Origin of the sequence: Paenarthrobacter sp. 2TAF44 (genome assembly GCF_052114885.1) — a bacterium.
In the GTDB taxonomy this organism is placed as follows: domain Bacteria; phylum Actinomycetota; class Actinomycetes; order Actinomycetales; family Micrococcaceae; genus Arthrobacter.
In genome coordinates, this window is sequence record NZ_JBFRFP010000004.1 from 79,401 (window position 1) to 103,514 (window position 24,114).

Sequence of the window (24,114 nt, forward strand, 5' to 3'; positions counted from 1 at the left end):
TTGCCACCAAGCGCGGTGAGGGTGGTCCCTGAAATTCAGCTGTACAGGCGCACGTCAGCGATGCTCCACCAGTTGCCGGAGTCGCCTGTGGAAGAGATGCGTATATAGCGGGCGTTGGTCGCTGAAATGTCGATGTTCGTTAGCTGTGCCGTGCCAGCCCCACTTGCTTTGAGGGCCCAGTTCGTGCCATCGGTCGAGGTCTCGAGGCGCCAGTTGCGGGCGTAGTCTCCGAGGTTGCCTCCGGAGTCCACCGCGACGCGGCTGAACTTCTTTACCTTGCCCAGGTCGATGGTGAGGTTCTGGCCTGCCGACTGCGCCTGGCCACTTGACCAGCGGGTGGAAGCGTCCCCGTCGATGGCCAAGGGCGCGTCCGTTGCAGAACTTGTCGCGGTCGCCGTCGCGCCTGTGATGTCTACCGGTGCGTGGTCGTCCTCGAGTGCCTTGGAAGCCGGCCAGGTGAAGGTCGCCAATGCGCCTCCAGGCAGGGTGTATTCGAATGAGCGGGAGCCCACCGATACGGCGAACGAGCGGGGTTCGTCGTTTTCGTTGTGCACTACGAGGGCGGTGGAGCCGTCGGGGTTTCGGAATGCGGCGTCCATGATCTGACCGTTCCACCCTGCCGTGCCAAACGAGGTACTGGCGATCCTTACGGCGCCGGGCTTCACGAACTTCGACAGGTGACCGATGGTGTAATACTCGGCGTTCGTCGTCACGGTTCCGTCTGGATGTGATGTGACCAGCCCGGTGCAGGTATTGCATCCACCCAAGTGCGGGCCGCCATTTTCGTCCAGGGCAATGTTCCAGTTCACTGCGGTTTTGGCCCAGTTACGCGTGACGCCCAAAGTCACAGTGCGGGCGTGCCAAGTGAGGGTGTCGCGGAAGAACTTTGCTGGCGGGTCATCGACGCCGTGCGAACCGGAGCATTCGGTGAACCAGATGTCCTTGTTGGGAAACTGGTTGTGCAGCTCCGTCTGGGCGCTGGGGTCTCCGTAGTAGCAGTGGAAGGCAGTCCCGGCGATCCATTTGGATGCCTTGCTTGACAGCAGTTGGGAGGCGTAGTCGGTTTCCGGGTCCTGGCCTGCGGGTGTGTTGGCGACGTCATCCGGGTGTGTAGCCCAGTTGTGGTCGTAGCCGAGGATCTTGGTGGCAGGGCTCTCCCGTTTGAGCATGGGCCCAAGGGCAGAGATCACCCTGGCTTCGTCAGCGACCGGCATGTCCGTGCCGGGATAGCCATCCGGCTTCCGGAACTGGGGTTCGTTCTGCACGGTCAGATAGTCGATCGGTACGCCCGCGTCCGCGTATGCCGTAACGAACTTGGTGAGGTATTTGGCGTAAGCGTCGGCGTAGGGCTGGCCGGCTTTGAGAGTCCCGCCGTTGAGAGACTCGCCAGTTTTCATCCATGCCGGAGGGCTCCATGGGGTTGCGACGATCTTGAGGGCGGGGTTCAGTTTTTTGGCTTGGCGCAGAAGAGGCAGGATCTGCGCCTCGTCGTGTTTGATGCTGAACTTGTCCATGGGGAAGTCGGTCTCACCCAGAGGCACGTCGTCGTAGGTGTAATGCGCAGCCGCCGCCGTGAAGTCCGAGGAGCCCACGGGTTGGCGGAGGAAACTAACGCCGATCCCGGCTTGGGGGTCGAAGAGCTTGCGCATGGTCGCTTCCCGCTGGGCTGGACTGAGCCCGGAGATCACGGCGGCCGAGGAGTCTGTTATGGAGGCGCCAAAGCCGTCCATGGTCTGGTAAGTCGTTTCGGGATCGATCACGATCGTCGGAAGTGATGAGGCAGCGGACCCGAATGGTACCGGCGCCTGCTCGTCCAGGAGCTTCGACTGGTCCACCGAGGTGAGCCACACGCGCGCCTGCGGTGGCTCCTCCTTTGCCACTGCTGGGCTGCCAACGGAGGACGCGGCCAGGATCGCGGTAGCGGCAACCGCCGCTGCTGACCGACGTCGAAATTTGGCCATTGCGCCCGGGGCGCGCTTTTCACGGCTTGGCCTACACAATTCAGCGGGGATGGTCATAGCTGCTTCCTTGGATGTGAGTGAGGGTATCGGGAGGACTGTGAAGGGCTCATTTGATGCCGGTCGCGGCTACGCCTTGGATGAAGAATCGCTGCAGGCAAATGAAAAGCACCACGATGGGGGCGATGACCAGCACCGAGCCAGCCAGCAGCAGCCCGTAATCTGTCGCGCTTTCACCGGTCGAGAACAGGGACAACGCGACGGGCAGCGTGTACTTGTCCTCGCTCTGGGCAGCGACCAGGGGCCAGAGGAAGTTATTCCATGATCCGAGGAAGGTAAGGATCCCCAATGTGGCCAGCGGCGGTCCGCAAAGCGGCATAACGATCCTGGTGAAGGTCCGCAATTCACCGGCCCCGTCGATCCTTGCCGCCTCGATCAGCGAATCCGGGATCCCCATCATGAACTGCCGCATAAGAAAAACGCCCAGGGGTGAGACCAGGAAAGGCAGGATCAACGCCGGGTAGGTGTTGACCAAGCCCAGCTTGCTGACCATGACAAACAAGGGCACGAAGGTCACAACGCCCGGAACCATGAGGGTCACCATCACCAGCAGGAACAGGACCTTCTTTCCCGCGAAGTCCATCTTGGCCAGGGCGTAGCCCACCATTGAACAGAACAGAAGATTTCCCAGGACCGTGACGACCGCAACGATGAGGCTGTTCATGAAGAAGCGGTCTATGTGCAGATCGGTGAACCAGCGCACGTAGTTGTCCAAGGTGGGGTCCTGGGGCCACCATGTGACGGGTCTGCGAAGGAGTTCCCCCTGGGTTTTGAAGGATCCCAACAGCATCCAAACAAACGGCAATATGGTTGCGGCTCCGGCAAGAATCAGCCCGCCGTATACCCACGGCTGTTTCCCGATGCCGGGCTGCTGCCTGCGCGTCGTGACGGCCCTGCGGGGCGCCGGGCGGGCCGGCGCTGCAGGAGCGGTTTTTGTATTGGTCATCGTCTACTCGCTTCAGTCTTTGGAGCGGAGGGTACGGAATTGGATCAGGCTCAGCAGCGCAATGGCTATGAACAGCACGTAGCTGGCGGCAGAGGCCAGTCCATACTTACCGAACCCGAACTGGTTGAAGGTGAAGTAGCTCACCGAGAGCGTGGAGTCCAAGGGACCACCCTTGGTCATCACGAAAGGCTCCTCAAAGAACTGCAGGAACCCGACCGAGAGCAGGACGGCGCCCAGCAGCAGGGTGGGGCGCAGGATAGGGAGTGTTACCCTGGCGAATCTCTGCCAGGCGTTGGCGCCGTCCACTTGTGCCGCTTCAAGAATCTCGGTGGGGACGTTCTGCAGCCCCGCCAGGAAGATGATCATCAGGGTGCCCATGTTCCGCCATACCGCCATCAGGATCATCGCAGGCATGGACCATTCGGTGCTGTTCAGCCAATCCGGCCCGGCGATGCCCACCCAGCCCAGCACGAGGTTCAGTAGCCCGTCCGGTTGCAGGATGAACCGCCATACGACGGCGATGGCGACGATGCTGGTCACCACCGGTGTGTAGAAGCCCACCCTGAAGGCGCTGCGGAACCGTGTAATGCCGTTGTTCAGTGCCACAGCCAGGGCCAGGCCCGCCGCCATGGTCAACGGGATTCCGACGACGACGAAGTAGCCCGTGTTGAGCAGCGAGTGAAGGAACTGCTGATTGGAGAACAACTCAGCGAATTGGTCCAGGCCGACGAAGCCGACGCTGAAGGGGTTCCTGACGTCCTTGCTGGTGAAGTCCGTGAAGGACATCACGAATGAAGACAGCAGCGGCATCAGCATGAAGACACCGAATATGAGGACGAATGGCAGGGCGAACAGCCAGGCGACCAGTGTTTTCCTGCGGCGTCTGGAGGCTGGACTACGGTATTCCGGCGTCCGGGGCAGGCCAGCGGACGGGGTCCGGCCGGTCTGCCCCGTGGCCGTTGCGGCGGTCATGGTTACTTCCCGGTTCCGATTGAATCGGCCGCGGCCTGGAGGTCCTTCATCGCCGCTGCGGGATCCTTGCCGGCCTTTACGATCTGTTCAAGCTGCGTGTCGGCCGCCGCGGAAACCTGGGTCCAGGTGGAGATGGTGGGAGGGAAGTTGGTGTCCTTCAACTGTTCACCGAAAACGGCCAGCTTCTTGTCATCAGCCAATGCGGGATCCTTCCAAGCGCTTTGCAGGGCCGGGAGGCTTCCCGATGCCTTGTGCCACTTGATCTGGACTTCCGGCTTGGCCAGCCACTGTGCAAGCTTCCAGGCACCGTCCCGGTTCTTGGCGTCCTTGAAGACCACCATGTCTGATCCGCCGATGAATGATGTCCCGCTGACCTTCTTGGGGAAGGGCGCCACCATGTACTTGTCTTCAAAGCCCGGACCGCCGGCCGCATTGAGCTGCGCGAGGCCGGAGGGTCCTATGATCATTACCGGGGCTTCGCCGTTGACAAAGGCAGCTTCGCCGGCGCCCGCCCCGGTTGCCGGGTTCTTGTTGGCAAGCTCGTCGGTGAAGAAGCTCTGGTAGTACTTCAGCGCGTCCACAATCTCAGGGGTGTCGAACGTCCACTTTGAGTTGTCCGCGCTGATGAACTGTGCACCGTTGGACCACAGGAACGGAAGCATGGACTGGAAGGAATCAGCACCGGATACCGGCAGTTGAAGTGGGTACTTCACGCCATCCTGCGACTTCAAGGCCTTCGCCATGGCAGTCAGGCCGTCCCACGTCTGAGGGAATTCCGGGTAGCCGGCCTGTGCAGCCAAGTCCTTGCGGTAATACAGGACCCGCGTGTCGACGAACCACGGCACGCCCAGGGTAGCGCCGCCGACCTCCGTGGATTTGACGGAGCTGGGGAAGAACCCGGACGTATCAAGCTCGGCCGGCTTGGGATCGAAGGCATCACTGAAATCGGTCATCCAGGTGGTACCCATCTGGGCAAGATCCGGAGTTGTTCCACCGGCGATTGCCGTCTGGTACTTGTTGTGGGCCGCATCCCAGGGGATGGCCGTAACGTTTACCTTCACTCCGGGGTTCTCAGCCTCGAAATCCTTCATCAGCTCAGGCAGCAACTTCGCTTCGCCTCCCTGCGCCCATAAATTGATCGTGCCGGTGGCGGCACCGCTCGCGATTGCCTTCCCGGTCTCCGTGCCGCTGGAAGCCGGGTTATCGCGTCCGCAGCCGGTCAGCAAAAGCCCGGCGACAAGGCCAAGCACCGCGATTTTCCTCATTCGGACGCGCGTGTCCGCAGTGGTTTGGATCATCATTGTTCCCTTCAGTCGGACGCCTGAAAGCGCCAGATGTAGACCGGATTTATGCGCTTAGACTCCAGTAAAGAAGGGATTCAATGCGCTTAGATCGGTGGATGTACTCAATCTAAGCGCATTACTGTGACTTTGACAACAGTTTCGGAAGAAACTCCGTGCGGGATTACGTTTTCGGGCAGCCGCAGCTTTCGCGAACCACGAGATGCACCGGCAGCTGCCTCTCGACCAGTGGGGAATCGGGCCTGGAGATGGCATCCACCAGGATCTCCACTGCTGTGCGGCCCATCAGTTCCATGGGCTGGCGGACCGTAGTCAAGGTAGGGCTGACCAGGCGCCCGGCGACGACACCGTCAAAACCTGTTACAGCAACCTCAGCCGGCACGGCGACGCCGGCAGCCTTAAGTGTCTCCATGACCACCAATGCTTCTTCATCGTTGGCGCACACGAAAGCCTCGGGAAGGGAACCGGAGCTCCGGAGGTCCGCGATCAACTCGGCAGTCACAGCACTGGCTCCGGGCCTGCTTTCCAACACGGGGAGAACATCCAAGCCGTGGGCATCCATGGCAGCGCTAAAAGCCTCGTACCGTGCCTCCGTCTCTACGTTGGGGATGCTGACGAACATCAACCTCCGGAACCCGTGAACTCCCAGCAGGTGTTCCATCAGCTGCCGCACGCCCGAAGAGTTGTCCACCGTCACACGGTGAAGCCCGTCATCGTGTGATGGTTCAGAGAGTTCAAGAACGGGAATGCGGGCTGAAATGCGTCGTGTCATTTCTGCGGGTATGGTGCGCGGAAAAATGATCAGGCCGTCCACGCGCCCCGCAATGTCAGTCACCGCCCGCTCGCTGCTGGCCTTGTTGCCGCCGCCGATCATCAGTGCATAGCCCCGGCTAAAACTCTCCAGCTGGACGCCTCGTTGGACTTCGTCAACCCAGACAGGAAACAAGCGGCAATTATCATTAGGCGCCACCACAGCAGCGGCGCGGTCCTTCTTCATACCCTCGGCATCGGGCAGGAAATTGAGGAAGTCGAACGCAAAGAGCCCAAGGGCACCCGTTCGACCCTTGGCAAGGCCGCGGGCGCTGGCGCTGGGCACATACCCGAGAGCCCGAGCAGCATCCAGGACAGAATTCCTCGTCGAATCCTTGACCCTGTGAGGCTGGCTGAAAGCAAACGACACCGTGGCAATCGAAACCCCCGCCCGTTCCGCAACGTCGTAAACTGTGGGTCCTTTGACCACTGCCACCACTCCCCTAGATACGCAGACTATGCGCTTAACAATAGAGGCGAAAGCGGAAGCGGATCTCGTCAACACCACGTGGCATGTCGGTCGCAGATCCCTCGACTCTTACTCCGTCCAGTATTTCCGTATCTTGCCCAGTGCATCGCTCAACTGCTCACCGGACAAGGTAAGGGAACTTTCCGGCATACCCAGCTCATCCCACCGAGCCACCAGTTGCGTATCGCCGTCGAGCGGCAAGGGCCACAACCAGTAGTGCGCCGTGGACTGAACGACCTCATCATTACTGCTACCGCCACCGCCACCCAGCGTAGTCAGCACGGGACCGGTGACGTCGTCCGTCCCTTCGTACATCGACGTCCCGTGGACGGCTGCTACTGCCTTGCGACCATCGGGGAAAGCGACACCGACCTGTAAACCTGTTCCGATATCGAGGCTTGAACGCGGATGGTTAAAGGACCGATCCATGACGTCCCGCCACTCCCTGTCCGACTCGTCGCCACGGCGAACCGACCACACGAGGTCCAGAACACATCCCGTGGAATACACCTCCACCAGTTTCAAGGCCATCACCATCTGCCGGCTGTTGTGAACGAACTCCCCGATGTGAACCACGCCAGGCAGCTCGTCCGACGGCGGACCAGACCACCCGGGGCGGAGCGGCTGGGGTTGGCGCGGACGTTGGGGTGGCTCTGGAAGATCGTCGAAGAACGTCATGTTCCATGCTTACACCGCCACGACAGCTAAAGGCAGGGTTGCCATCCGAACGGAATCGTGGAACCGCGCTATCCTCTGATTCACGACTCAATTCAGGGGAATTATGACGCACGCACCCAACGGCTCCACGACGCCCGCCGGCTGGTACCCGGATCCTTCCTTCCCGCAGCAGATGCGCTGGTGGGACGGTTTTCAGTGGACACCGCATTTGGCACCAGCCAGCCAGCAGTTCATGCCGCTCCAGCGGGTCCTGATCAGCAACCAAACGCCTGTGCTCAACCCCTTCATTTGGGCCTTGGTGCTGCTGCCGCTGGTGTCGCTCCTGCTGGTGCTTACCTGGCAGCCCGAATTCCGAACCATCACCACCAGGCAGGGCGTCACCACCCTCGACCCGATGTCGATGTACACGCCGGGCTACTTCCTGCTCCAAGCGTCAGGGCTCGTTGTTTATGGCGTATCTGTCCTGATGGCTTACTTGGACTATCGGCGGCTGGCGCGTTCCGGCGTCGTCCGTCCCTTCCACTGGGCATGGTGCTTCCTGAGCCCCGCCGTGTACGTCATCGGCCGCACAGTGATTGTCCGGAAGGTGGCTCCCGGCCGTGGGATGGGGCCGGTGTGGGGGCTCATTGGCATGGTGGTGTTGTCCCTCATCGTGGCCGGCTTCAAGATGGCCAACATGATGCAATCGCTGTACTCCCAGTTCGGTTACTCGATAAACGCCTGATGTCCTGGCAACAACGACTTAGGCAGTGAGCGCATACGCCGCACGAACCCAGCTCAGGAACTCTGCGTCGATTTCAGTGACGTCCTTCAATATGACCTCGTTGTGCCACCGGTTACTGGATACGCGCTCAGCCCGGTGAACACGGTCTGACTCGATCTCGCTCTCGAGAACTATGTTGACCAGAATGCCGCCACGACGAGGATGGATCCCCAGAAACGCGCGCCCATGTGTGACGTGGAAGGATGAGGCGTTCTCTTGTAATTCCCAGCCTTCCAACCCGGAGAGTGAACCCAAAAGGGCTTGGAAAATGCCGGATGAAGCAGGGTCGGTTTCAATGCGCTCTTTAGCGGTGCGTGCCATGCTGCCAGCATAAGTGTCGCTTCCCTGAACCGGGACGGCACCAGTCCTCACACGCGTTAGGTAGACTGCTGAGAAGTGACGGATGGAAGGACCTCCCGATGAACCGCAAGGCCACTGCACTGGACGTCGCCAAAAGGGCGGGAGTGTCCAGAAGCGCGGTCTCGCTCGTGCTCAATGGCCGCGGCGACGGCAACGTGGCCAAGGAGAGCCAGGACCGGATCCGTCTGGCCGCGCAGGAACTCAACTACTCCCCCAACGCGATCGCGCTCAGCCTGCGGAATCAGCGATCGCGGGTGATCGGCATACTCTCCGACGAAGTTGTGGTCAGCCCCTTCGACGGCAACATCATCGGTGGCGCGGACGACGTCGCCCGCAGTCGCGGCTTCGTCACTGTCGTCATGGACACCGAGCGCGACACCGCCCGGGATGCGAGCGCAATCGAAACCCTCCTGGACCGCCAAGTGGACGGGCTCATGTACGTGACCGTGGGTTTAAAGCCCCTCGACGTGCCCCCTGGCATGCTGCGCGTCCCGTCAGTCCTGGCCAATTGCTACGACAGCAGCTCCAAACCTCAACTTCATCACGTCATCCCGGACGAAGTCACCGGCGGCAGGGACGCTACCGAGCACCTGCTGAAGTTGGGTCATCGGGACATCGCCTTGCTCGCTGGCGCTGAGGAATCCCCGGCCGCTCCCCTGCGCGTCGAGGGCTACCGGGATGCCTTTGCCGCGGCCGGCCTGTCGGTTCGCGCGGACAGGATCACCATGGCGGGCTGGGATATCGACGCCGGTTTCCACGGCGCCATGAAACTGCTCGACGGCGTGTCCCCGGCCGAGCGGCCCACGGCCATCATGTGCGCGAATGACCGCCTGGCAATCGGTGTTGCCCTGGCTGCCGCCCGTTTGGGCCTGAACATCCCTACCGATCTCTCAGTGATGGGTTACGACGACGAATCACGCATCGCCGACACCATGGTCCCCGCCCTCACCACCATGGCCCTGCCGCTGCGTGAGATCGGCCAGGCGGCCATGACCACACTTCTGGACAGGATCGAGGGCGTACCCGCCGGCACAGAAGGCACCACCGACACGAGTGTGGAAACGATGGTCTCCTGCCGCCTGGTTATCCGGGAATCAACCGGCCCTGCGCCGACACGCTGACCACGTCCACCGGTTCTCTGGGCAACCCCGTTGCTGACCCGCTATTCCGTTGTTTGGCAACAACGAAATAGCGGGTTTCCCACGTCGATCCATCCACGCCGGACGCGCCTTCTATCTCTCGAGCCCGATCTCCTCGGGGTGCCGCGCAACCAGGCTCCCGAGCAGACGGAGAGCGTGGTCAGTGGCGGAGCCGGGTTCGGCTGTGAAACCCACTAATTGGAGGCCCGGATCGGTCATCAGTTGCATGGCCTCGTAGCTGAGATCCAGGTCGCCCACGTCCGGGTGGTGGAAGAGCTTCTTGCCGGCCAGGTGTATCCGCACGTCGTGGGCTTCCCAAAGCGCAGCGAACTCGCTGCTGCCGTTGATGAGTTCTTCAATGAGGTTCCGGAGGGCACGATCGGACGGAACGCGACCTGATTCAGCGCGGAGCAGGGCGACAACTTGCTCCGACGAATCGTTCCACTCGCGGTAGGCCAGCTTGGCTCGGGGATTCAGGAAGAGGAAACGCGCGAAGTTCACCGGCTCGGTGGGTTCCGCATACATTTCGGAGAACAGAGCGCGCCCCAGGGCGTTGCTCGCGAGGACGTCCATCCGGCCATTCTGGATGATTGCAGGGAATGTCATCGCGTCCAGTAGCTGCCGGGTGCCCGGGCGGATCTGATGGGTTCGGGACGCGGGCTTTCGTTGCGGCGTCCTCGCACCCCTGTTCGCGGCACGAACCAGATCATACAAGTGGGCGTGCTCGGCGTCGTCGAGCTTAAGCGCACGACTGATCCCGTCAAGGATCGCGTCGGATATCCCTGATGCGTTGCCCCGTTCCAGCCGCACGTAATACTCAACGCTCATCCCGGCGAGCAGCGCGACTTCTTCGCGGCGAAGCCCGGGCACACGACGACGACCTCCGAAGTCCGGCAATCCCGCTTCCGCCGGGGTCAGCCGCGACCGGCGCGAAATGAGGAATTCGCGAATGTTGGCGGCGGTGGTCATGCTCCAAATGTACGTCAGCGGCTTCCCCGTAGGGGGGCCCGCTTATTAACCCTATAAAGCGGGTCTGCCTCCGGTTCGCGCGTACTCCTTTACTGGATCTATCACGTCAACGGGACGACAACGAGCCAGCCCACACAACAAAAAGGACCACAAATACTATGAAAACCGCACGCCTCGGAGGCCTGGAAGTCTCCGCCATCGGACTGGGGGCCATGACGATGGCTGGCATCTACACCAGCGAAGGCTCGCTGGATAACGCGGAGTCGATCCGCACCATCCATCGCGCTCTTGATCTCGGGGTCACCCACATCGACACGGCCGAGATCTACGGGCCATTCCTGAGCGAGGAGATCGTCGGCCAGGCGATCAAGGGACGTCGCGACCAGGTCAAGATCGCGACGAAGTTCGGCTTGGTATCCCACGTCGACGGCGGCCCTGGAGTCACGGACAGCAGTGCAGCCAATGTGAAAGCCGCGGTGGAAGGCTCCCTCAAGCGCCTCGGAACAGATCGCATTGACCTCTACTACCAGCACCGCGTCGACAAGACTACGCCGATCGAAGAAACTGCAGGCGCTGTTGCGGACCTGATCGCCGAGGGCAAAGTTCTGCACTTCGGGCTATCAGAAGCCTCGCCGGAGACCATCCGCAGGGCACACGCTGTCCAGCCGGTCACTGCATTGCAGACGGAGTACTCGCTGTGGACCCGAGACGTGGAGGAGGAGATCTTGCCACTGCTGCGTGAGCTCGGCATTGGCTTCGTCCCCTACTCACCGCTTGGTCACGGCCTGCTGACCGGTCAGATCCGCTCGGTGGATGACTTCGCCGACGACGACTGGCGCAAGACCAACCCACGCTTCACTGGCGCGAACTTCCGCCGGAACCTCGCGATCGTCGAGGAAGTGAAGGCAATCGGTGCCGAAATCGGAGCCACCCCCGCACAAACTGCCCTCGCCTGGCTACTGACACGAGGCGACGACATCGCCCCGATCCCCGGAACCCGTCGTGTTTCACGGGTCGAGGAAAACACCGCCGCCGCTGGCATCAAACTCACGGACCATCAAGTGGAGCGGCTGAACTCGCTCCAACCAGCCGCGGGCGAACGCCATGACGAAGCCAACATGGCCTCGATTGACAGCTGAATCCTGACCCCACAACGCACGACGTCGGCCTGCCGCCTACTCGGGGAGCGTCAACTCCCACACGTTGGCAGTTGCGCCGGCGGGCAGGTTGAGCTGCCACTCCTCGCCGGGCGCAGGGTAGGCGCGAAGTGTCGTCGCCACCGAACCCGTGCGGTAGACCTCCACGAGGGAAGCATCGATGAAGATCCGGAGCTCCTCCCCTGGAGCCAACGAACCCGAGTAGATTACTTGCCGGTTGTCCCCGGAGCCGTCTGAAGCCGAAACGAGCACCAGCTCCACGTCACCGGAAGACACTCCGCCGGAAGACTCAGCACCAGAAGGCACAGCACCACCCGTCACGAGCACCTCGGCAAACGCGGGAACCACCACCGAGCCAACAGCCCCCTCAACAACAGCAGCACCCCTGTAAGCCAACACCTCGGGCGCCGGGGAAACAGCCAGTGCCCCGTCAACCACGGACAGAACGCGAGGATGTGTCAGCACACCCGACCATCCGGCGTCGTCGATTTCTTCCTGGGTGCGACCTCGGCGACCATCCCGACCCGGACCTTCGTTAGCCCACCCCCACAACAACGCAGCAGGCGTAGAAGAAGCGGAACCATAAGAGAGCTGCACAATCTGCGGCGCATAGAAGTCGCGACCAAGATCCGACTTTCCACCGGAGGACGCCACAAACACAGGCAACCCGGAGACAGGATCCGAAGCCAGGGAACCAATCAGGTGCCCAACCCCGTTGGCGTGCTCGTGGTCGTCGCCGGAGAGCCAGAGCGAGAACATCATCACCCATGCAGCGGCCCCGGAGGAAGAAGGCACCTGCACCAGCTGCGGGCACTCCCAAATCTCGGCCGGCGTATGAACTGCAGCGACGGGATCGGCAGAGGTCAGCCAGATGCCCTCGTACTTCCAGTCGTCAAGGGACTCCACCGTGTACAGCAGCAAAGCGGCGCGCCCATCAGATAGACCCGCTCCCTGGATGGCGTATCGAGCACCGTTGAAGTGGAAGATGAACGGATCGCGCACGGCTGTGACCAGAGGATCGGAGGGCATGGATGCGGCGACGTGGCCCGTCTGCTCCCACGTCACCAGATCGGCCGAACCACGGGCAATCACCACCTGCGAATGGCCGCCGTGGTCCTGGACACCCGAATAGCAAGCGGTGGGCACCCCACCATCAGAGGTCACCACGCCGGTCCAGCAGCCTGCGGAATCGGGACCGCCCGGCTGAGGCGAAAGCGCAACGGGGTGTTCTTCCCAATGGACCAGGTCAGAGGAACTCACATGCCCCCAGTTGATCTGTGAGTGCCGCGCAGACGAGGGGTTGTACTGGAAAAAGACGTGGTAGCGGCCGTTGATGTAGCTGATGCCGTTGGGATCGTTGATCCAGCCTTGGGCCGGGCGCGGGTGGAAGCGCGGGAAGGCCGGATCCGGGTGCGTCGAGGCAGACAACAGGGAATCAAAAAATGCAAGGTCCGTCACTGGAACCCTTTCAATCAGAGAAGCTACTTGCCCGTTCCAGCGGTGAGTCCGTCCTGCAGTGCGCGCTGGCCGAACATGAACACCACCAGTGCGGGAATCATGGAGAGGACGACGCCTGCCAGCACCACGGAGATGCTGCCGGTGCCGAGGTTGCCCTGCAGCGATACCAGGCCCAGGGGCAATGTGAAGTTTTGCTCGGAGATAGTCATGATGAGTGGCCTGAAGAACTCGTTCCAGTGGAAGTTGAACGCCAGGATGCCCACGATCGCCAGGCCCGGCACAGCCAGCGGTGCGTACACGGAGCGGAAGGTACGCCACGGCGAGGCGCCGTCGATCGCCGCCGCTTCAGCGAGCTCACTGGGCAACCCCAGGAAGTACTGGCGCATCAGGAAGGTGCCGAACGCCGTCGGGATGGCCGGAATGATCAACGCGAGCAGCGTGTCCGAGAGCCCGATGCCGCGGATCAGCATGAACACCGGCACGATCGTCACCTGCGCGGGCACCATCATCGTGGCCAGCACGATGGAGAACAAAGCGCCGCGTCCCCTGAAACGCAGGTGCGCGAAGGCGTAACCGGCGAGGGCTGCGGTGAGCATCTGCCCGACGGCGATCAGCCCGGTGACCAGGGCGCTGTTCAGTACCAGTCCCACGATGTTGAGTTGCTTGAACACCTGCTGGTAGGAGGCCAGGTCCGGGTTCAGGGGCAGGAAGGCCGGCGGCAGTTTGAAGGATTCCGACGGCGGCCGCAGTGAGGTGGATAGCGTCCAGAGGACAGGGCCCAGGACAAAAACAGCTGCGATCAGCAAGGCAGCGACACGTCCGGCAACTGACCAGTCGCGCTTCTTGCGCGTAGCCACAGGCGCCGTGGTTTCAACACGTTCTGAAATGAGGGTCATGGCGGGCCTTACTGGTAGAAGACGAATCGTTTGCTGAGCCGGAACTGAGCGGCTGTGATGGCCATGATGATGAGCGTCAGGATCACGCCGATCGCCGAGGCCTGGCCGAATTCGAGTCGTTGGAACGCGGACTCGAAGATCACCATGACGGCGGTACGCGTCGAATCGCCGGGCCCGCCGCGTGTGAGCACGTAGGGCTGATCGAATACTTGCAGCGCATTGATGATGGCCATGACCGATGCCACCAAGGTGGTGGGGCTCAGCAGTGGCAGTGTCACGTAGAAATGCTTGCGCCAGCCGGTGGCGCCATCGATCGAAGCGGCTTCGTATGTCTCCACCGGGATCGAGGCCAGCCCACCAATGAACAGCAGGAAGGAGAACCCGAAGTTCTGCCATACATACACAAGAATCACGACGGCGGCCGAACCACCTGGCGTCGTCAGCCACGGTACCGCTGGGATGCCGACGAACGAGAGCAGCCAGTTCACCACCCCAAACTGCTCGTTGAAGAGATAGCGCATGAAGATGGACACCGAGGCTGCAGACAGGATCAGTGGGAAGAAGAACGCGGAGCGGAAGAACACTCTCAGCCAGGACGGGAGCTTCTCCTGAACCATGATCGCCAGGCCCAGTGCGAGTCCCAGTTGGAGGGCTACCGCCACGATGACGAACACGATGGTGTTAAGGAACGAGACGCGGACGGTCGGGTTCTGGACTACCTCGGCGAAGTTGTCGAAGCCCACGAACGTCGGCGCGGAGATGATGTCCCAGCGGAAGAAGGCGAGCGCCAGGGACGCGACGATCGGCAGCAGGGTGAAGATGCCCATGCCCACGATGGTCGGGGCAAGGAAAGCCCAGGGCAGCCAGCGCTGTTGGACGCGGCCACGCTTGGAGGGCTGGCTGTGCTTGTGGGTGGCTTGACGGCCCGGCTGCTTCCCGGTCCCGGTGGGGGTACTGGTTGCGGTGCTCATGGCTGCCTCCTCAGGGCCAGTTCAAGATCGCGCTGCATTGATTCGAGGGCCTGCTTGAGTTGGCGCTCGTCCCCGCTGACAGCCAGGGATACGTTTTTCATGAGGGCCGTTTCGACGGCGGCCTGCTGGGGTGGTGCCGGAATGGGACCTGTGGTGGGGAACTTGTCCAAGGTCTCGTAGAAGACTTTCCAGTTCCGTGGACCTGTGCCGGCATAGAGTTTCTCGTTGACCATGGATCGGCGCGCGGGTGTGGTGTTCGGTGTGGGGAACACAATCTGCATGGCCTCTTTGCTGGAGCTGAACTTCACCCATTCCCAGGCTGCGTCCTTGTCCTTGGCGGTCTTCATGATCGCGTAGCCTGCCGTGCCGAATTGGTGGCGCTGGGTCCGCCATTTCGGGAAGAACTGGACGTCGAAGTCGTTCTCTGTCATCCCCGCCTCGTGGAGGCCTTGTACCCAATAGCCGCCCGCCGGCGTCGTACCGATCCTGTTGGAGGCGAAGAGACCGATCAGTGCGCCGCCGCCGCCTTCCTCGGGCCGGACACCAAGTCCGTCCTTGACCAGGCCGCGGAGGTAGTCGAAGGATTCGAAGACGCGGGGATCGTCAGCGTTCGGTTCGAGCCACTGGTAGCCGCCGGAGCGGAGACTGCGCGAGGGGTCGTTGGCGTAGAAACCGTCCCAGAGCCATTCGCCGCCGGTGGACTTGGTTTCCTTGAGGAAGCTTGTCTCGTTGGCGTAGAGCCATGGCACCACTCCACCGAAGAGACGGTTGGTCCAGTAATAGGGGGTGAAGTCCTGCGGCTTGGCTTTCTTCATCGCAGCGAGGGTGCTGCGGAAGTCCATGTGCGTCCAGTCGTCGGCGGGGCGTTCCAAGCCGGCCTGACGGAGTGATGCGGTGTTGTAGTACATGTTGGCGGCATTCCAGTCGATGGGGAGCTGGAACAGGCTGCCTTTGTACATGAAGGCTTCAACCAGGCTGGGGTGGACGTCTTCGAAGTACTCCTTCATGTGGTCGGCGTCGCGGCGCAGGTACTCATCCAGCGGATGGGCCAGTTTCTCGGCGAAGAGCTGGGCACCTTCAGTGGCCACGTACACAACGTCCGGCGGCGTGCCTGCTGCCACCATGGTGAGGATCTTGGTGAAGAAGTCCTTCCAGTCCACGGCCTGGATGGCTTGGACCTTGACCTTGATCTCGGGGTGGACCTTGGCGAAGGCGTCGATGACCTTCTGCCGGGCTGCGGCGTCAGCGGCGGTGCCCATGATGGCGATACTGAGGCTGTTGTCTCCCCGGCCAGGAATGTCTGTCCCGGTCAATCGCGGCCATGACGCCGCTGTTGCTCCGACTATCCCGGCACCGAGGGCTGTGAGGGCTGTTCTGCGTGTGAATTGTCGCAAAGCCCCATTGGTTCCCGGCATGTAGATTCCCTTCCCTAACACGTGTCAGGTAGCCTATTCCTGCTACCTAACACGTGTCAATCGTCACGGGAATGTTGCACCGACCTCACCCCGCCGCCCGGCCCTAACCGGAGGGCCGGAGCCACGTCATGATTCTTCGCCGAGGCATTATCCAGTTGAGTTAGGTTAGGTTTACCTTGTTACATAGTCTTTCGTGACTACCCATCCGGACGTTGCCCAAATTTCGTTCGCCACTAGCCTGGCGTCCTTCGGCGACCGCACCGCCATCAGCACAGGCGAGCACTCCATCAGCTACCGCGACCTTGCCGCGCGCGTAGAGGACATGGCGCGCCAACTCGGCCCTGAGCGCCGCCTGGTTGCCCTTGAAGCTGACAACACCTTGCCGTCGTTGACCGTGTATCTCGCGGCCCTGGCATCGGGCCATCCACTGCTGATCCTGCCGGTCGGCGGCGGAAAAGCAGCCCAAACACTCATTGCCGCCTACGATCCAGACGTCATTGCGCGGTCCTCCAACGGCGAGCCTGTCCTGGACGTGCGCCGCCATGAGACAGCACACCAACTGCACTCGGATCTGGCACTCTTGGTGAGCACTTCAGGCTCCACAGGCTCGCCGAAACTCGTTCGCCTTTCCGCGGCTTCCATTCAGGCGAACGCAGAGGCCATCGCACAGTACCTGCACCTGCGTCCGAGCGATATTGCCGCCACGACACTTCCCCTCTCCTATTGCTACGGGATGAGCGTGGTGAACAGCCATTTGCTGGTGGGCGCATCTTTGGCATTGACAGACCTCTCCGTAGTGGATCCATGTTTTTGGGACCTGGTCCGTACCGAGGGCGTGACCTCGTTCGCTGCCGTCCCCTACACTTTCGAGCTTCTGGACCGTGTGGGATTCGAGCACATGGATGTTCCGAGCCTGCGCTACATCACCCAGGCCGGAGGTCGTCTGGCTCCCGAGCGCGTCCGATCCTATGCAGAGTTGGGCCGGGAGCGCGGCTGGGACCTTTTCGTCATGTATGGGCAGACCGAGGCCACAGCCCGCATGGCTTACTTGCCACCGGACCTTGCAGCGGAGCATCCACATGCCATCGGCGTCGCGATTCCCGGAGGAGAATTCCGGCTCGAACCAGTGCCGGGCTTGGATGACTGGGAGCTCGTCTACACCGGGCCAAACGTCATGCTGGGATACGCCGAGAAGCCCGAAGACCTGGCCCTTGGCCGGGAAATCACCGAGCTCCACACCGGTGACCTCGCGAGGCTCGGCCCTAATGAACTCTACGAGATTGTGGGCAGGCGCAGCCGTTTCGTGAAAATCGTTGGGCTGCGCGTTGACTTGGGACGTGTTGAGCGACTCCTTGCAGACCTTGGCCTCACCGCCGCTGCCGCAGGTTCAGACGATCGCGTGGTGGTAGCAGTGGAAGCCCAGGATGACCTTGGATTGGTTGCCAAGAGCCTGGCGCAGGACCTGGGTGTGCCGCGCGCGGCCGTCCAACTGCATTCGGTCCCGGACATTCCACGGCTCGGCAACGGGAAGCCTGACTATCCGGCGATCCTTGCGTTGTCTACACAGCCTGAGCCAGAGCAGACGGAGCCCCACCGCGGGACAGAATTCATCCATGGGACAGAGACTTTGCTTGAGATCTTCGCAGAGGTCCTGGAACGCCCCGACATCACAGAGACTGACAGCTTCGTTTCCCTTGGCGGAGATTCGCTCTCCTACGTGGCGGCGTCGGTAAGGCTTGAGCGTGCACTTGGCCGCATCCCGCAGGGCTGGCACCTCATGCCCATTTGCGAGCTTGTCCCGGCACGTGAAGCCGAAGCCGATCCAGCCCATGAAGAGGCGCGCGCCAAGGCACTTCTCCGGAACTGGCGGGGGAAGCTGACAGCACGTATGGAAACGGGAATCGTGCTCCGCGCGGTGGCCATCATTTTCATTGTGGCAACGCACATCAAGTTCTTCTCCTGGGAAGGCACCGCCCACGTGCTGATGGCAGTGGCAGGGTATAACTTTGCCCGCTTCCAGCTAACGGGATCCCGGCGGGAACGGCTCCGGAGGCAATTACGCGCTGTCGTGCGGATCGTCGTACCCAGCGTCCTGGTCATCGGCGTCGCTTTTGCCGTGACTGACGACTACGGCTGGCACAACGTGTTCTTGTTGAATTCAATCGTTGGTCCCCAGGGGTGGACGGATATGTCCCGCTTCTGGTTCGTTGAAGTGCTGGTTCATATCCTCATCGGACTGGCTCTCCTGCTCGCTATCCCCGCTGTGGACCGTGCTGCACGCAGATGGCCATGGGCGTTTCCACTCGCCTTGGCCGCCATCGACCTCCTGCAGCGCTTCGACATCATCGAGTTGCCCTATCCTGGCCAAGGGCCTGTCTTGTGGCTGTTCGCCTTCGGATGGGCTGCTGCCGTATCGCGGGAGTGGTGGCAACGCGCCGCAATGACCGCCTTCGCCCTACTCACGATCCCCGGGTCCTTCAGCAACGAACACCGCAGCGCGACCATCCTGGTAGGTTTCCTCATCCTTCTCTGGATTCCTACCTTGCCCGTGCCGCGCGGCCTGCACCGCGTCACAGCTCTGCTGGCCAGCGCATCACTGTATATCTACGTCACGCATTGGCTGGTGTATCCGCTCTTTGGACAGACCCATAAAGGGTTGGCCCTCGCGGCATCATTACTGGTGGGCGTGGCCTACTGGGCTACGGCGACGCGCGCCATGGGCAGCGTGGAGCGGTGGCTGCGTGACCGCCAAAGGCGGCGCCACTTCAATGCTCCCGGCCCGCGGCCGGATGGCGATTCCGGGTCGGACAGGTTTCCCGAGCCGGACAGGATTTCAGTGCTGGATGCGAGGATGCCGCAGCGATCGCGTGCTCGCGGATGAGTGTGAGAAGACAGGCCGTGCTCCCGAAAACGCCCTCCTGCGGCCGTCACGGCGGCCCCTCCGATTCGAGGAGGCCCCATCTTCCTCCTGGGAATGCGACGGAGCCAACAGCACCAGCGGCACAATGGTTATCCCCAGCCAGACAATCACAGCCAGCAACGCCAGCATCAGGCCTGTAGTAGGTTCCATAGGTTAAGAATAGGCTGATTCGCCCTTGACCATAAGGCACCTTATTGGTATGCGCGCCGGTGTGTGCGCCGCGCCCGACGCGTCCTCACATGAGCCTTTCAGCGAACTGTGGCAGTCTTGATTCAATGAGTTCCCAGCAGTCCCGCCCCATAGCGATGTCCCCTGACCGGTCAGCACAAGGTCGCAAGCCCGGCGTCGGTACAGGACTGCTTTTTGGCTTGGGTACAGTCGCCAGCATCCTGGGCTTGGTGGTCACGTACTACTTCTTCGTGCGGACCACCATGGGCCAGTTCATCGACGAGTCCGCATTGGTTGAGGCCACTGAATTGAGCGGATCTGCGGGCAGGGCGTCCACCAAATTCCTGGATATGCTGCCCATCCTGTCACTGGCGATCGCTATCATCGTGGTGCTCTTCGTGACTGTGGCGCGTCGCCGTTGGACTGCCGCCGGAATTGCCGTGGCCGCCTGCATTGCCGCCAACCTGGCTACGCAGGTATTGAAGTTGTTTATCCCGGACAGGCCCGATCGCGGCGTCCAAACACTTGAACTCAATTCCCTCCCCTCTGGCCACACAACGTTGGCAGCCTCTGCTGCTGCTGCGGTTTTCCTCATGGTCTCGCCCCGCTGGCGACCCCTGGCAGGTTTCCTCGGCAGCACCTTCGCCGTGGCCACTGGGGTTTCGACACTCATCAACCAATGGCATCGGCCCTCCGACGTCGTAGCCGCCTTCCTCGTGGTGGGCGCCGTCATGCTTCCTGCCGGATGGCTGATCCTTCGCAGCGGGACCAGCTGGAACGTTTGGAAAGGCTACGGCGAGCACTGGGCAGCGTCACGACTCTGGGTATGGTTGACCGCCGTTGCCTTGCTCCTGGCAGCTATCGTCGCCGGCTACTCACTGCTCCAGGTCATGCCGGGACTCAGCCCGGACAGCACCGTTGACTACTTCTGGGCCGGGACTGCATTCATTGTGGTTGCCGGGTACCTGTCAGCCCTTGGCGGGACGTGGCTGTTCGGCCTGGCGGCCAGGAAGCGCTAAAGCACCAGGGAGTTAAGGCTCGACGGCGGCAGCTTACTTCCGCTCGATGTGCCGGGCCTGAGCTCGGATGAAGTCCCGATCCTCTTCCGTAAGCAAGGTGCCTCCGTGCCCGTCGACAGGGCTATCCTCACCCGTCTCGTTGTTGAGGATGGCCGTTTGGGTTCGTGGGATGATCATGCTTCCCGGATTATCGATAAGCCACTGCTGCGTTTCCGGTGAAAGTTGATTCCAGAATTCCTTGATGTGCATAGTAATCAGCGCCGCCCCTTCAATGGTTGAGTACATTCCCACACTGGGCAGATTCCCTCAGTGCGTCAAGCATATTTTTACGAGATTACAAACACCTTTACGGATTATTTCGGGGCTGCAACATCTTCGGTTTCAAACCCGGAAAAACTTGATCCAACCTTGAGCCAGCGCCGCATGGACCCTTGATCTGAGACCGCGAAAGTAATCGCAAGGCAGAAGCCACAACAACACGAAAGAAGGTCTCACGGTGAAAAACACAACAATGCTTAAAGGCGCAGCGGCACTGGCACTTGGTGGAGCGCTGCTCCTGGGTGGCGGAGGAACACTGGCTTGGTGGAACGCTTCGGATTCCGCGGCAGCAGGCACCATTGTCGCTGGCAACTTGAACGTCCAGGCCGCAACCGGCGTTTGGACCGACCGCGCAGGCAACCCGGTCAACCTCGCCACGTACCTGGTGGTTCCTGGCGATCTCCTGACCTACACACAGGATCTGGACGTCACCCTCACCGGCGACAAAATGGCAGCCAACCTCGTTGCCGCGAACACCGGTGCAGGCGCAGGATTCGATCCCTCCAACGTCACGGTTACGTCACCCAAGCTGACGGACGCTCACGGGGCCGTCATCGCCAACCCGCTCACCACTTCGCAGCATGTCACGGCGAGCATCACCTTCGAATTCAAGTCCAGCACCTCAACCCGCACGGACAACAACGCAAGCAGGAACCTGGGCAACGTATCCTTCACCCTGACACAGGTCCAGCAGTCCGGCCTCCAGTAGTCCTGCCCCGCAACAACTTCAACAGGAGTGTCAATGAGAATCCCCAGGAGCATCAAGACGGCTGGCCTTATGGTCGCGGCCGTGCTCCTGGGGCTCATGGCCGTCCAAGGTACGTACGCACTCTGGTCCGCTACCGCTGTTGCCCAGCCGGGCACGGTCAAAGCATCCAGTTTTACCGTCAACCTGACAGGGAACCCTTCCGGGTCCTCGGTGCCCATGACCGTCAATGACCAAGCGACCACGTTGGCACTGACCACGGCACAGGCGCCCCTGGCGGACCTGGCCCGCGGCAGCTCCGTTTACACGTCCATGGGAATCGGAAACGCCAGCGACGCCGGTGGGGTCTTTGACATCACCGTCACCGCTACGGCGCCTACTGTCAGCAACGTATCCGGGGGCACCATGGCCGGCTATCTCACTGTGACTGCCGCCAGCGCCGCGTCGAGCACCGCATGCTCATCGGCCAGCGGCTATCAGCCTTTGACCGGGGCAGGATTTACGACGCCGGCAATCGCCAAAGGTGCCACCTCCACCCTCTGCTTCAAGGTGACCTTGGACGCTGCCGCACCTTCCAGCGTCGAGGGAAATTCCGTCTCAATCACTCTTCCGCTGCACGCTCGTCAGAAATGTGGGGTTCCCAATGGTTGCGCCTAGTACCCTCGTAGATCGCAATAGCCTTGATGAGCTCGTGCTGGACACGACGATTGACACCACATTTGGCGAATCTGGCGCCGACGCGTCCGTCGCAGTCGAACCCGAAAATGGGGAACTGAAGGAAGCCGGCCGGCTTTCCTCAGAACGTTCTTCCAACGCACGGGTACTGGCCCGCATCGGCCGGGGACTCGGCGTCGTACTTCTTTCCCTTGCACTCCTGGCAGTCACGGTGCTGATCATGCTGCCCAGGGTGACCGGCTCGCAAACGTATTCCGTGCTGACCAACTCCATGGCACCGAAGTACGCACCTGGCACGTTCCTGGTTTCGCAGGCAGCGGACTTTGACGAATTGAAGCTCGGCGACGTGATTACGTACCAGATCGAATCGGGCAAGCCGGGTGTCATCACGCACAGGATCATTGCTTTCGGGTTCCTCCAGACGGGCGAGAAGACGCTCACCACCAAGGGCGACAACAACGACGTCGCGGATCCCCAGCCCGTTCGTGAGATCCAGGTGCGCGGCAAGTTGCTGTACGCCGTGCCGTTCGTGGGGTTCGTCGCGAACGCCTTGGGCAACAGCGACCGCTCACTGTGGCTGGCCGTGGGCGCGGCGGGTTTGATCGGTTACGGTGGGTTCACCATGTTCCGGGAAATCCGGGGCTCGCGAAAGGAAAGGCAGTCTGCGTGAAGCGGGGAACTGGCCCCTCGGCCAAAGCCTGGGCGGTTGGCCTTTTCTGCCTGACTATATTGGTGGGCATCGGTGGAACGTCCGCATTCGGGCTGTGGGAGCAGAGCTCCAACGCAACCATGACTGTTCGAGCCGCGGTTTCCACGCCAACGCCTACCCCCACACCAACCCCAACTCCCAGCGCGCCTGTCGTATTGACGTTGACCTGCACGCAGATAACTACGAGCACTGTCCGGATCAGCATCGCAGGTCTGAGTTCCCCCACGGTGATGACGGTCGGCGGCAAGATGAGCACCAGCAGCGTCTATGTCTCCATCCCTGTGCTGCCTCCGTCTGCAACTTTGGATTTGACGCCGAGCAGTCCCATCTTCGCCACCGCCATCCTTGACGGCCACAACCCTGAAGTCGACGTTCAGGTGACAGCGTTGCAAAACACTGGGACCACAGCCACGGGCGAGCTACGCCGTTTGAAGCTCTCCGGTAATGGAAAATTCCTGACCTGTCCGGTGTAGCGCGGGTCGGCCTCGGGCAGCTGCAACCGCCTCGATAGGCTGACCCGATGACGACGATTCAGGCCTTGGGGCCGACCCTGCTAGGGATCGGCCTCCTCGTGACCCTGACCGCGGCAGTGCTGACCACCTATAAAGTGCCGTACAGGTGGGCGCCAGCGTTGGCGATCCTGAGGGGGACAGTTCAGCTGGCCGCTATCAGTGTCATCCTCAGCGGTGTCATCTCAAGTCCCGTCTTCGTGGCGCTGGCGCTGCTGATCATGTTTGCTGTGGCTGCAACCACTGCTGCCCGGCGCATCGGGTGGAGTTGGAAAACCCTTGGCCTCGTTGGCGGATCCATGGGTCTGGGGGTCGCCGTGACGCTCGGCGTCATCTTCGCCACTGGCGCGGTTGAGCTGACTCCACGTTATGCATTGGCGATGGGTGGCATCATCATCGGCAACGCCATGACCACGGCCACTCTGGCTGGACGCCGTTTCTCGGAGGCCGTTAATGATCACTGGGAGGAAGTGGAAGGGTGGTTGGCCTTGGGTGCAACACCTCGCCGGTCAACGTTGGAATTGGCCCGTCGCGCCGTCTATTCAGCGTTGATTCCCTCCATTGACCAAACGAAGACCACGGGGCTGGTAACTCTTCCAGGTGCCTTTGTCGGTGCGATTTTCGGTGGCATTTCACCGCTCGAAGCCGGCCGGTTCCAGATTGTGGTTCTGGCCGGAATCATGGCTGGCGGTGCGTTTACCGCCGTTTCAGTCATCGCTTCCCGTGCCGCTGTTCGGGTGCGACCGGCGCGCTTGGACCGGTGATCGG

At 61.6% G+C, this 24,114-nt stretch carries 23 protein-coding genes; 10 read left to right on the top strand and 13 right to left on the bottom strand.

Features of this window, described 5'->3' with window-relative positions; all coding sequences use genetic code 11:
* Positions 1–35: 35 nt before the first annotated feature.
* The 6 genes from AB4Z15_RS05930 to AB4Z15_RS05955 all read right to left on the bottom strand — a co-directional run bounded on the left by AB4Z15_RS05930 (position 36) and on the right by AB4Z15_RS05955 (position 7,194).
* Complete coding sequence (locus AB4Z15_RS05930) at positions 36–2,018, bottom strand: discoidin domain-containing protein (protein ID WP_442016503.1); 1,983 nt, start codon at positions 2,016–2,018, stop codon at positions 36–38.
* A 49-nt stretch (positions 2,019–2,067) separates the two neighbouring features.
* Positions 2,068–2,964, bottom strand: a complete 897-nt coding sequence (locus AB4Z15_RS05935; protein ID WP_442016504.1) for a carbohydrate ABC transporter permease — start codon at positions 2,962–2,964, stop codon at positions 2,068–2,070.
* Between the two features lie 12 nt (positions 2,965–2,976).
* On the bottom strand, positions 2,977–3,936 hold the full coding sequence (locus AB4Z15_RS05940; RefSeq protein ID WP_442016505.1) for a carbohydrate ABC transporter permease: 960 nt from the start codon (positions 3,934–3,936) through the stop codon (positions 2,977–2,979).
* A 2-nt stretch (positions 3,937–3,938) separates the two neighbouring features.
* Positions 3,939–5,237 (bottom strand): sugar ABC transporter substrate-binding protein, encoded by a 1,299-nt coding sequence (locus tag AB4Z15_RS05945; RefSeq protein WP_442016506.1) that lies wholly within the window; start codon positions 5,235–5,237, stop codon positions 3,939–3,941.
* Between the two features lie 163 nt (positions 5,238–5,400).
* Complete coding sequence (locus AB4Z15_RS05950) at positions 5,401–6,483, bottom strand: LacI family DNA-binding transcriptional regulator (RefSeq protein WP_442016507.1); 1,083 nt, start codon at positions 6,481–6,483, stop codon at positions 5,401–5,403.
* A gap of 102 nt (positions 6,484–6,585) precedes the next feature.
* Positions 6,586–7,194, bottom strand: coding sequence for a hypothetical protein (locus tag AB4Z15_RS05955; RefSeq protein WP_442016508.1), 609 nt, complete (start codon positions 7,192–7,194; stop codon positions 6,586–6,588).
* Between the two features lie 103 nt (positions 7,195–7,297).
* Between AB4Z15_RS05955 and AB4Z15_RS05960 the strand changes: the two genes are divergently transcribed.
* Positions 7,298–7,918 carry a DUF2510 domain-containing protein gene (locus AB4Z15_RS05960; protein WP_442016509.1) on the top strand — a complete coding sequence of 207 codons (621 nt, stop codon included), beginning with the start codon at positions 7,298–7,300 and terminating at the stop codon, positions 7,916–7,918.
* Between the two features lie 18 nt (positions 7,919–7,936).
* Here AB4Z15_RS05960 and AB4Z15_RS05965 read toward each other — a convergent pair whose 3' ends face one another.
* Entirely contained in the window at positions 7,937–8,278 is a 342-nt protein-coding gene (locus tag AB4Z15_RS05965; protein ID WP_442016510.1) for a DUF5655 domain-containing protein, read from the bottom strand.
* A 98-nt stretch (positions 8,279–8,376) separates the two neighbouring features.
* Here AB4Z15_RS05965 and AB4Z15_RS05970 point away from each other — a divergent pair, with 98 nt between their 5' ends.
* On the top strand, positions 8,377–9,438 hold the full coding sequence (locus AB4Z15_RS05970) for a LacI family DNA-binding transcriptional regulator (protein WP_442016511.1): 1,062 nt from the start codon (positions 8,377–8,379) through the stop codon (positions 9,436–9,438).
* 111 nt (positions 9,439–9,549) lie between these two features.
* Here AB4Z15_RS05970 and AB4Z15_RS05975 read toward each other — a convergent pair whose 3' ends face one another.
* Positions 9,550–10,425: a helix-turn-helix domain-containing protein gene (locus AB4Z15_RS05975; protein ID WP_442016512.1), complete on the bottom strand. Its 876-nt coding sequence runs from the start codon at positions 10,423–10,425 to the stop codon at positions 9,550–9,552.
* A 158-nt stretch (positions 10,426–10,583) separates the two neighbouring features.
* Here AB4Z15_RS05975 and AB4Z15_RS05980 point away from each other — a divergent pair, with 158 nt between their 5' ends.
* Entirely contained in the window at positions 10,584–11,564 is a 981-nt protein-coding gene (locus tag AB4Z15_RS05980) for an aldo/keto reductase (protein ID WP_442016513.1), read from the top strand.
* 36 nt (positions 11,565–11,600) lie between these two features.
* On the opposite strand, the gene AB4Z15_RS05985 is transcribed toward AB4Z15_RS05980, so the two are convergent.
* The 4 genes from AB4Z15_RS05985 to AB4Z15_RS06000 are packed head-to-tail and all read right to left on the bottom strand — an operon-like array spanning position 11,601 to position 16,322.
* The gene (locus AB4Z15_RS05985) at positions 11,601–13,040 is read right to left on the bottom strand and encodes a glycoside hydrolase family 32 protein (protein ID WP_442016514.1); all 1,440 of its coding nucleotides are present in this window, start codon (positions 13,038–13,040) and stop codon (positions 11,601–11,603) included.
* 23 nt (positions 13,041–13,063) lie between these two features.
* Positions 13,064–13,936, bottom strand: coding sequence for a carbohydrate ABC transporter permease (locus tag AB4Z15_RS05990; RefSeq protein WP_442016515.1), 873 nt, complete (start codon positions 13,934–13,936; stop codon positions 13,064–13,066).
* Between the two features lie 8 nt (positions 13,937–13,944).
* Positions 13,945–14,907 carry a carbohydrate ABC transporter permease gene (locus AB4Z15_RS05995; RefSeq protein ID WP_442016516.1) on the bottom strand — a complete coding sequence of 321 codons (963 nt, stop codon included), beginning with the start codon at positions 14,905–14,907 and terminating at the stop codon, positions 13,945–13,947.
* Positions 14,904–16,322, bottom strand: coding sequence for an extracellular solute-binding protein (locus tag AB4Z15_RS06000; RefSeq protein WP_442016517.1), 1,419 nt, complete (start codon positions 16,320–16,322; stop codon positions 14,904–14,906). Before AB4Z15_RS06000 ends, AB4Z15_RS05995 begins: the two co-directional genes overlap by 4 nt.
* Before the next feature lie 193 nt (positions 16,323–16,515).
* On the opposite strand from AB4Z15_RS06000, the gene AB4Z15_RS06005 reads away from it, so the two are divergent.
* Together AB4Z15_RS06005 and AB4Z15_RS06010 are read left to right on the top strand one after the other, a co-directional pair.
* Positions 16,516–19,203 (top strand): AMP-binding protein, encoded by a 2,688-nt coding sequence (locus AB4Z15_RS06005; RefSeq protein ID WP_442016518.1) that lies wholly within the window; start codon positions 16,516–16,518, stop codon positions 19,201–19,203.
* A gap of 314 nt (positions 19,204–19,517) precedes the next feature.
* Positions 19,518–20,429 (top strand): phosphatase PAP2 family protein, encoded by a 912-nt coding sequence (locus AB4Z15_RS06010; protein ID WP_442016519.1) that lies wholly within the window; start codon positions 19,518–19,520, stop codon positions 20,427–20,429.
* Positions 20,430–20,462: 33 nt separating this feature from the next.
* Here the strand turns inward: AB4Z15_RS06010 and AB4Z15_RS06015 are convergent, their stop codons facing one another.
* Positions 20,463–20,714 (bottom strand): hypothetical protein, encoded by a 252-nt coding sequence (locus AB4Z15_RS06015; protein WP_442016520.1) that lies wholly within the window; start codon positions 20,712–20,714, stop codon positions 20,463–20,465.
* A 211-nt stretch (positions 20,715–20,925) separates the two neighbouring features.
* Here AB4Z15_RS06015 and AB4Z15_RS06020 point away from each other — a divergent pair, with 211 nt between their 5' ends.
* From AB4Z15_RS06020 to AB4Z15_RS06040, 5 genes are read left to right on the top strand one after another with little or no spacing between them, the layout of a single operon-like run.
* Entirely contained in the window at positions 20,926–21,456 is a 531-nt protein-coding gene (locus AB4Z15_RS06020) for an alternate-type signal peptide domain-containing protein (RefSeq protein ID WP_442016521.1), read from the top strand.
* A 33-nt stretch (positions 21,457–21,489) separates the two neighbouring features.
* Positions 21,490–22,110, top strand: a complete 621-nt coding sequence (locus tag AB4Z15_RS06025) for a SipW-dependent-type signal peptide-containing protein (RefSeq protein ID WP_442016522.1) — start codon at positions 21,490–21,492, stop codon at positions 22,108–22,110.
* Positions 22,097–22,798 carry a signal peptidase I gene (locus tag AB4Z15_RS06030; protein WP_442016523.1) on the top strand — a complete coding sequence of 234 codons (702 nt, stop codon included), beginning with the start codon at positions 22,097–22,099 and terminating at the stop codon, positions 22,796–22,798. Before AB4Z15_RS06025 ends, AB4Z15_RS06030 begins: the two co-directional genes overlap by 14 nt.
* Positions 22,795–23,310 carry a hypothetical protein gene (locus AB4Z15_RS06035; protein ID WP_442016524.1) on the top strand — a complete coding sequence of 172 codons (516 nt, stop codon included), beginning with the start codon at positions 22,795–22,797 and terminating at the stop codon, positions 23,308–23,310. Before AB4Z15_RS06030 ends, AB4Z15_RS06035 begins: the two co-directional genes overlap by 4 nt.
* 47 nt (positions 23,311–23,357) lie before the next feature.
* Positions 23,358–24,110 carry an ABC transporter permease gene (locus tag AB4Z15_RS06040; RefSeq protein ID WP_442016525.1) on the top strand — a complete coding sequence of 251 codons (753 nt, stop codon included), beginning with the start codon at positions 23,358–23,360 and terminating at the stop codon, positions 24,108–24,110.
* Positions 24,111–24,114 lie beyond the last annotated feature (4 nt).

Excerpts from the sequence above, each read along its gene's own strand:
- AB4Z15_RS06015 (WP_442016520.1), bottom strand. The coding sequence starts at position 20,714 with ATGTACTCAACCATTGAAGGGGCGGCGCTGATTACTATGCACATCAAG.
- AB4Z15_RS06000 (WP_442016517.1), bottom strand. The coding sequence starts at position 16,322 with ATGCCGGGAACCAATGGGGCTTTGCGACAATTCACACGCAGAACAGCC.
- AB4Z15_RS05960 (WP_442016509.1), top strand. The coding sequence starts at position 7,298 with ATGACGCACGCACCCAACGGCTCCACGACGCCCGCCGGCTGGTACCCG.
- AB4Z15_RS05995 (WP_442016516.1), bottom strand. The coding sequence starts at position 14,907 with ATGAGCACCGCAACCAGTACCCCCACCGGGACCGGGAAGCAGCCGGGC.
- AB4Z15_RS06040 (WP_442016525.1), top strand. The coding sequence starts at position 23,358 with ATGACGACGATTCAGGCCTTGGGGCCGACCCTGCTAGGGATCGGCCTC.
- AB4Z15_RS05990 (WP_442016515.1), bottom strand. The coding sequence starts at position 13,936 with ATGACCCTCATTTCAGAACGTGTTGAAACCACGGCGCCTGTGGCTACG.
- AB4Z15_RS05940 (WP_442016505.1), bottom strand. The coding sequence starts at position 3,936 with ATGACCGCCGCAACGGCCACGGGGCAGACCGGCCGGACCCCGTCCGCT.
- AB4Z15_RS06025 (WP_442016522.1), top strand. The coding sequence starts at position 21,490 with ATGAGAATCCCCAGGAGCATCAAGACGGCTGGCCTTATGGTCGCGGCC.
- AB4Z15_RS05955 (WP_442016508.1), bottom strand. The coding sequence starts at position 7,194 with ATGACGTTCTTCGACGATCTTCCAGAGCCACCCCAACGTCCGCGCCAA.
- AB4Z15_RS05975 (WP_442016512.1), bottom strand. The coding sequence starts at position 10,425 with ATGACCACCGCCGCCAACATTCGCGAATTCCTCATTTCGCGCCGGTCG.
- AB4Z15_RS05945 (WP_442016506.1), bottom strand. The coding sequence starts at position 5,237 with ATGATGATCCAAACCACTGCGGACACGCGCGTCCGAATGAGGAAAATC.
- AB4Z15_RS05965 (WP_442016510.1), bottom strand. The coding sequence starts at position 8,278 with ATGGCACGCACCGCTAAAGAGCGCATTGAAACCGACCCTGCTTCATCC.
- AB4Z15_RS05980 (WP_442016513.1), top strand. The coding sequence starts at position 10,584 with ATGAAAACCGCACGCCTCGGAGGCCTGGAAGTCTCCGCCATCGGACTG.
- AB4Z15_RS06030 (WP_442016523.1), top strand. The coding sequence starts at position 22,097 with ATGGTTGCGCCTAGTACCCTCGTAGATCGCAATAGCCTTGATGAGCTC.
- AB4Z15_RS05970 (WP_442016511.1), top strand. The coding sequence starts at position 8,377 with ATGAACCGCAAGGCCACTGCACTGGACGTCGCCAAAAGGGCGGGAGTG.
- AB4Z15_RS05930 (WP_442016503.1), bottom strand. The coding sequence starts at position 2,018 with ATGACCATCCCCGCTGAATTGTGTAGGCCAAGCCGTGAAAAGCGCGCC.
- AB4Z15_RS05935 (WP_442016504.1), bottom strand. The coding sequence starts at position 2,964 with ATGACCAATACAAAAACCGCTCCTGCAGCGCCGGCCCGCCCGGCGCCC.
- AB4Z15_RS06010 (WP_442016519.1), top strand. The coding sequence starts at position 19,518 with ATGAGTTCCCAGCAGTCCCGCCCCATAGCGATGTCCCCTGACCGGTCA.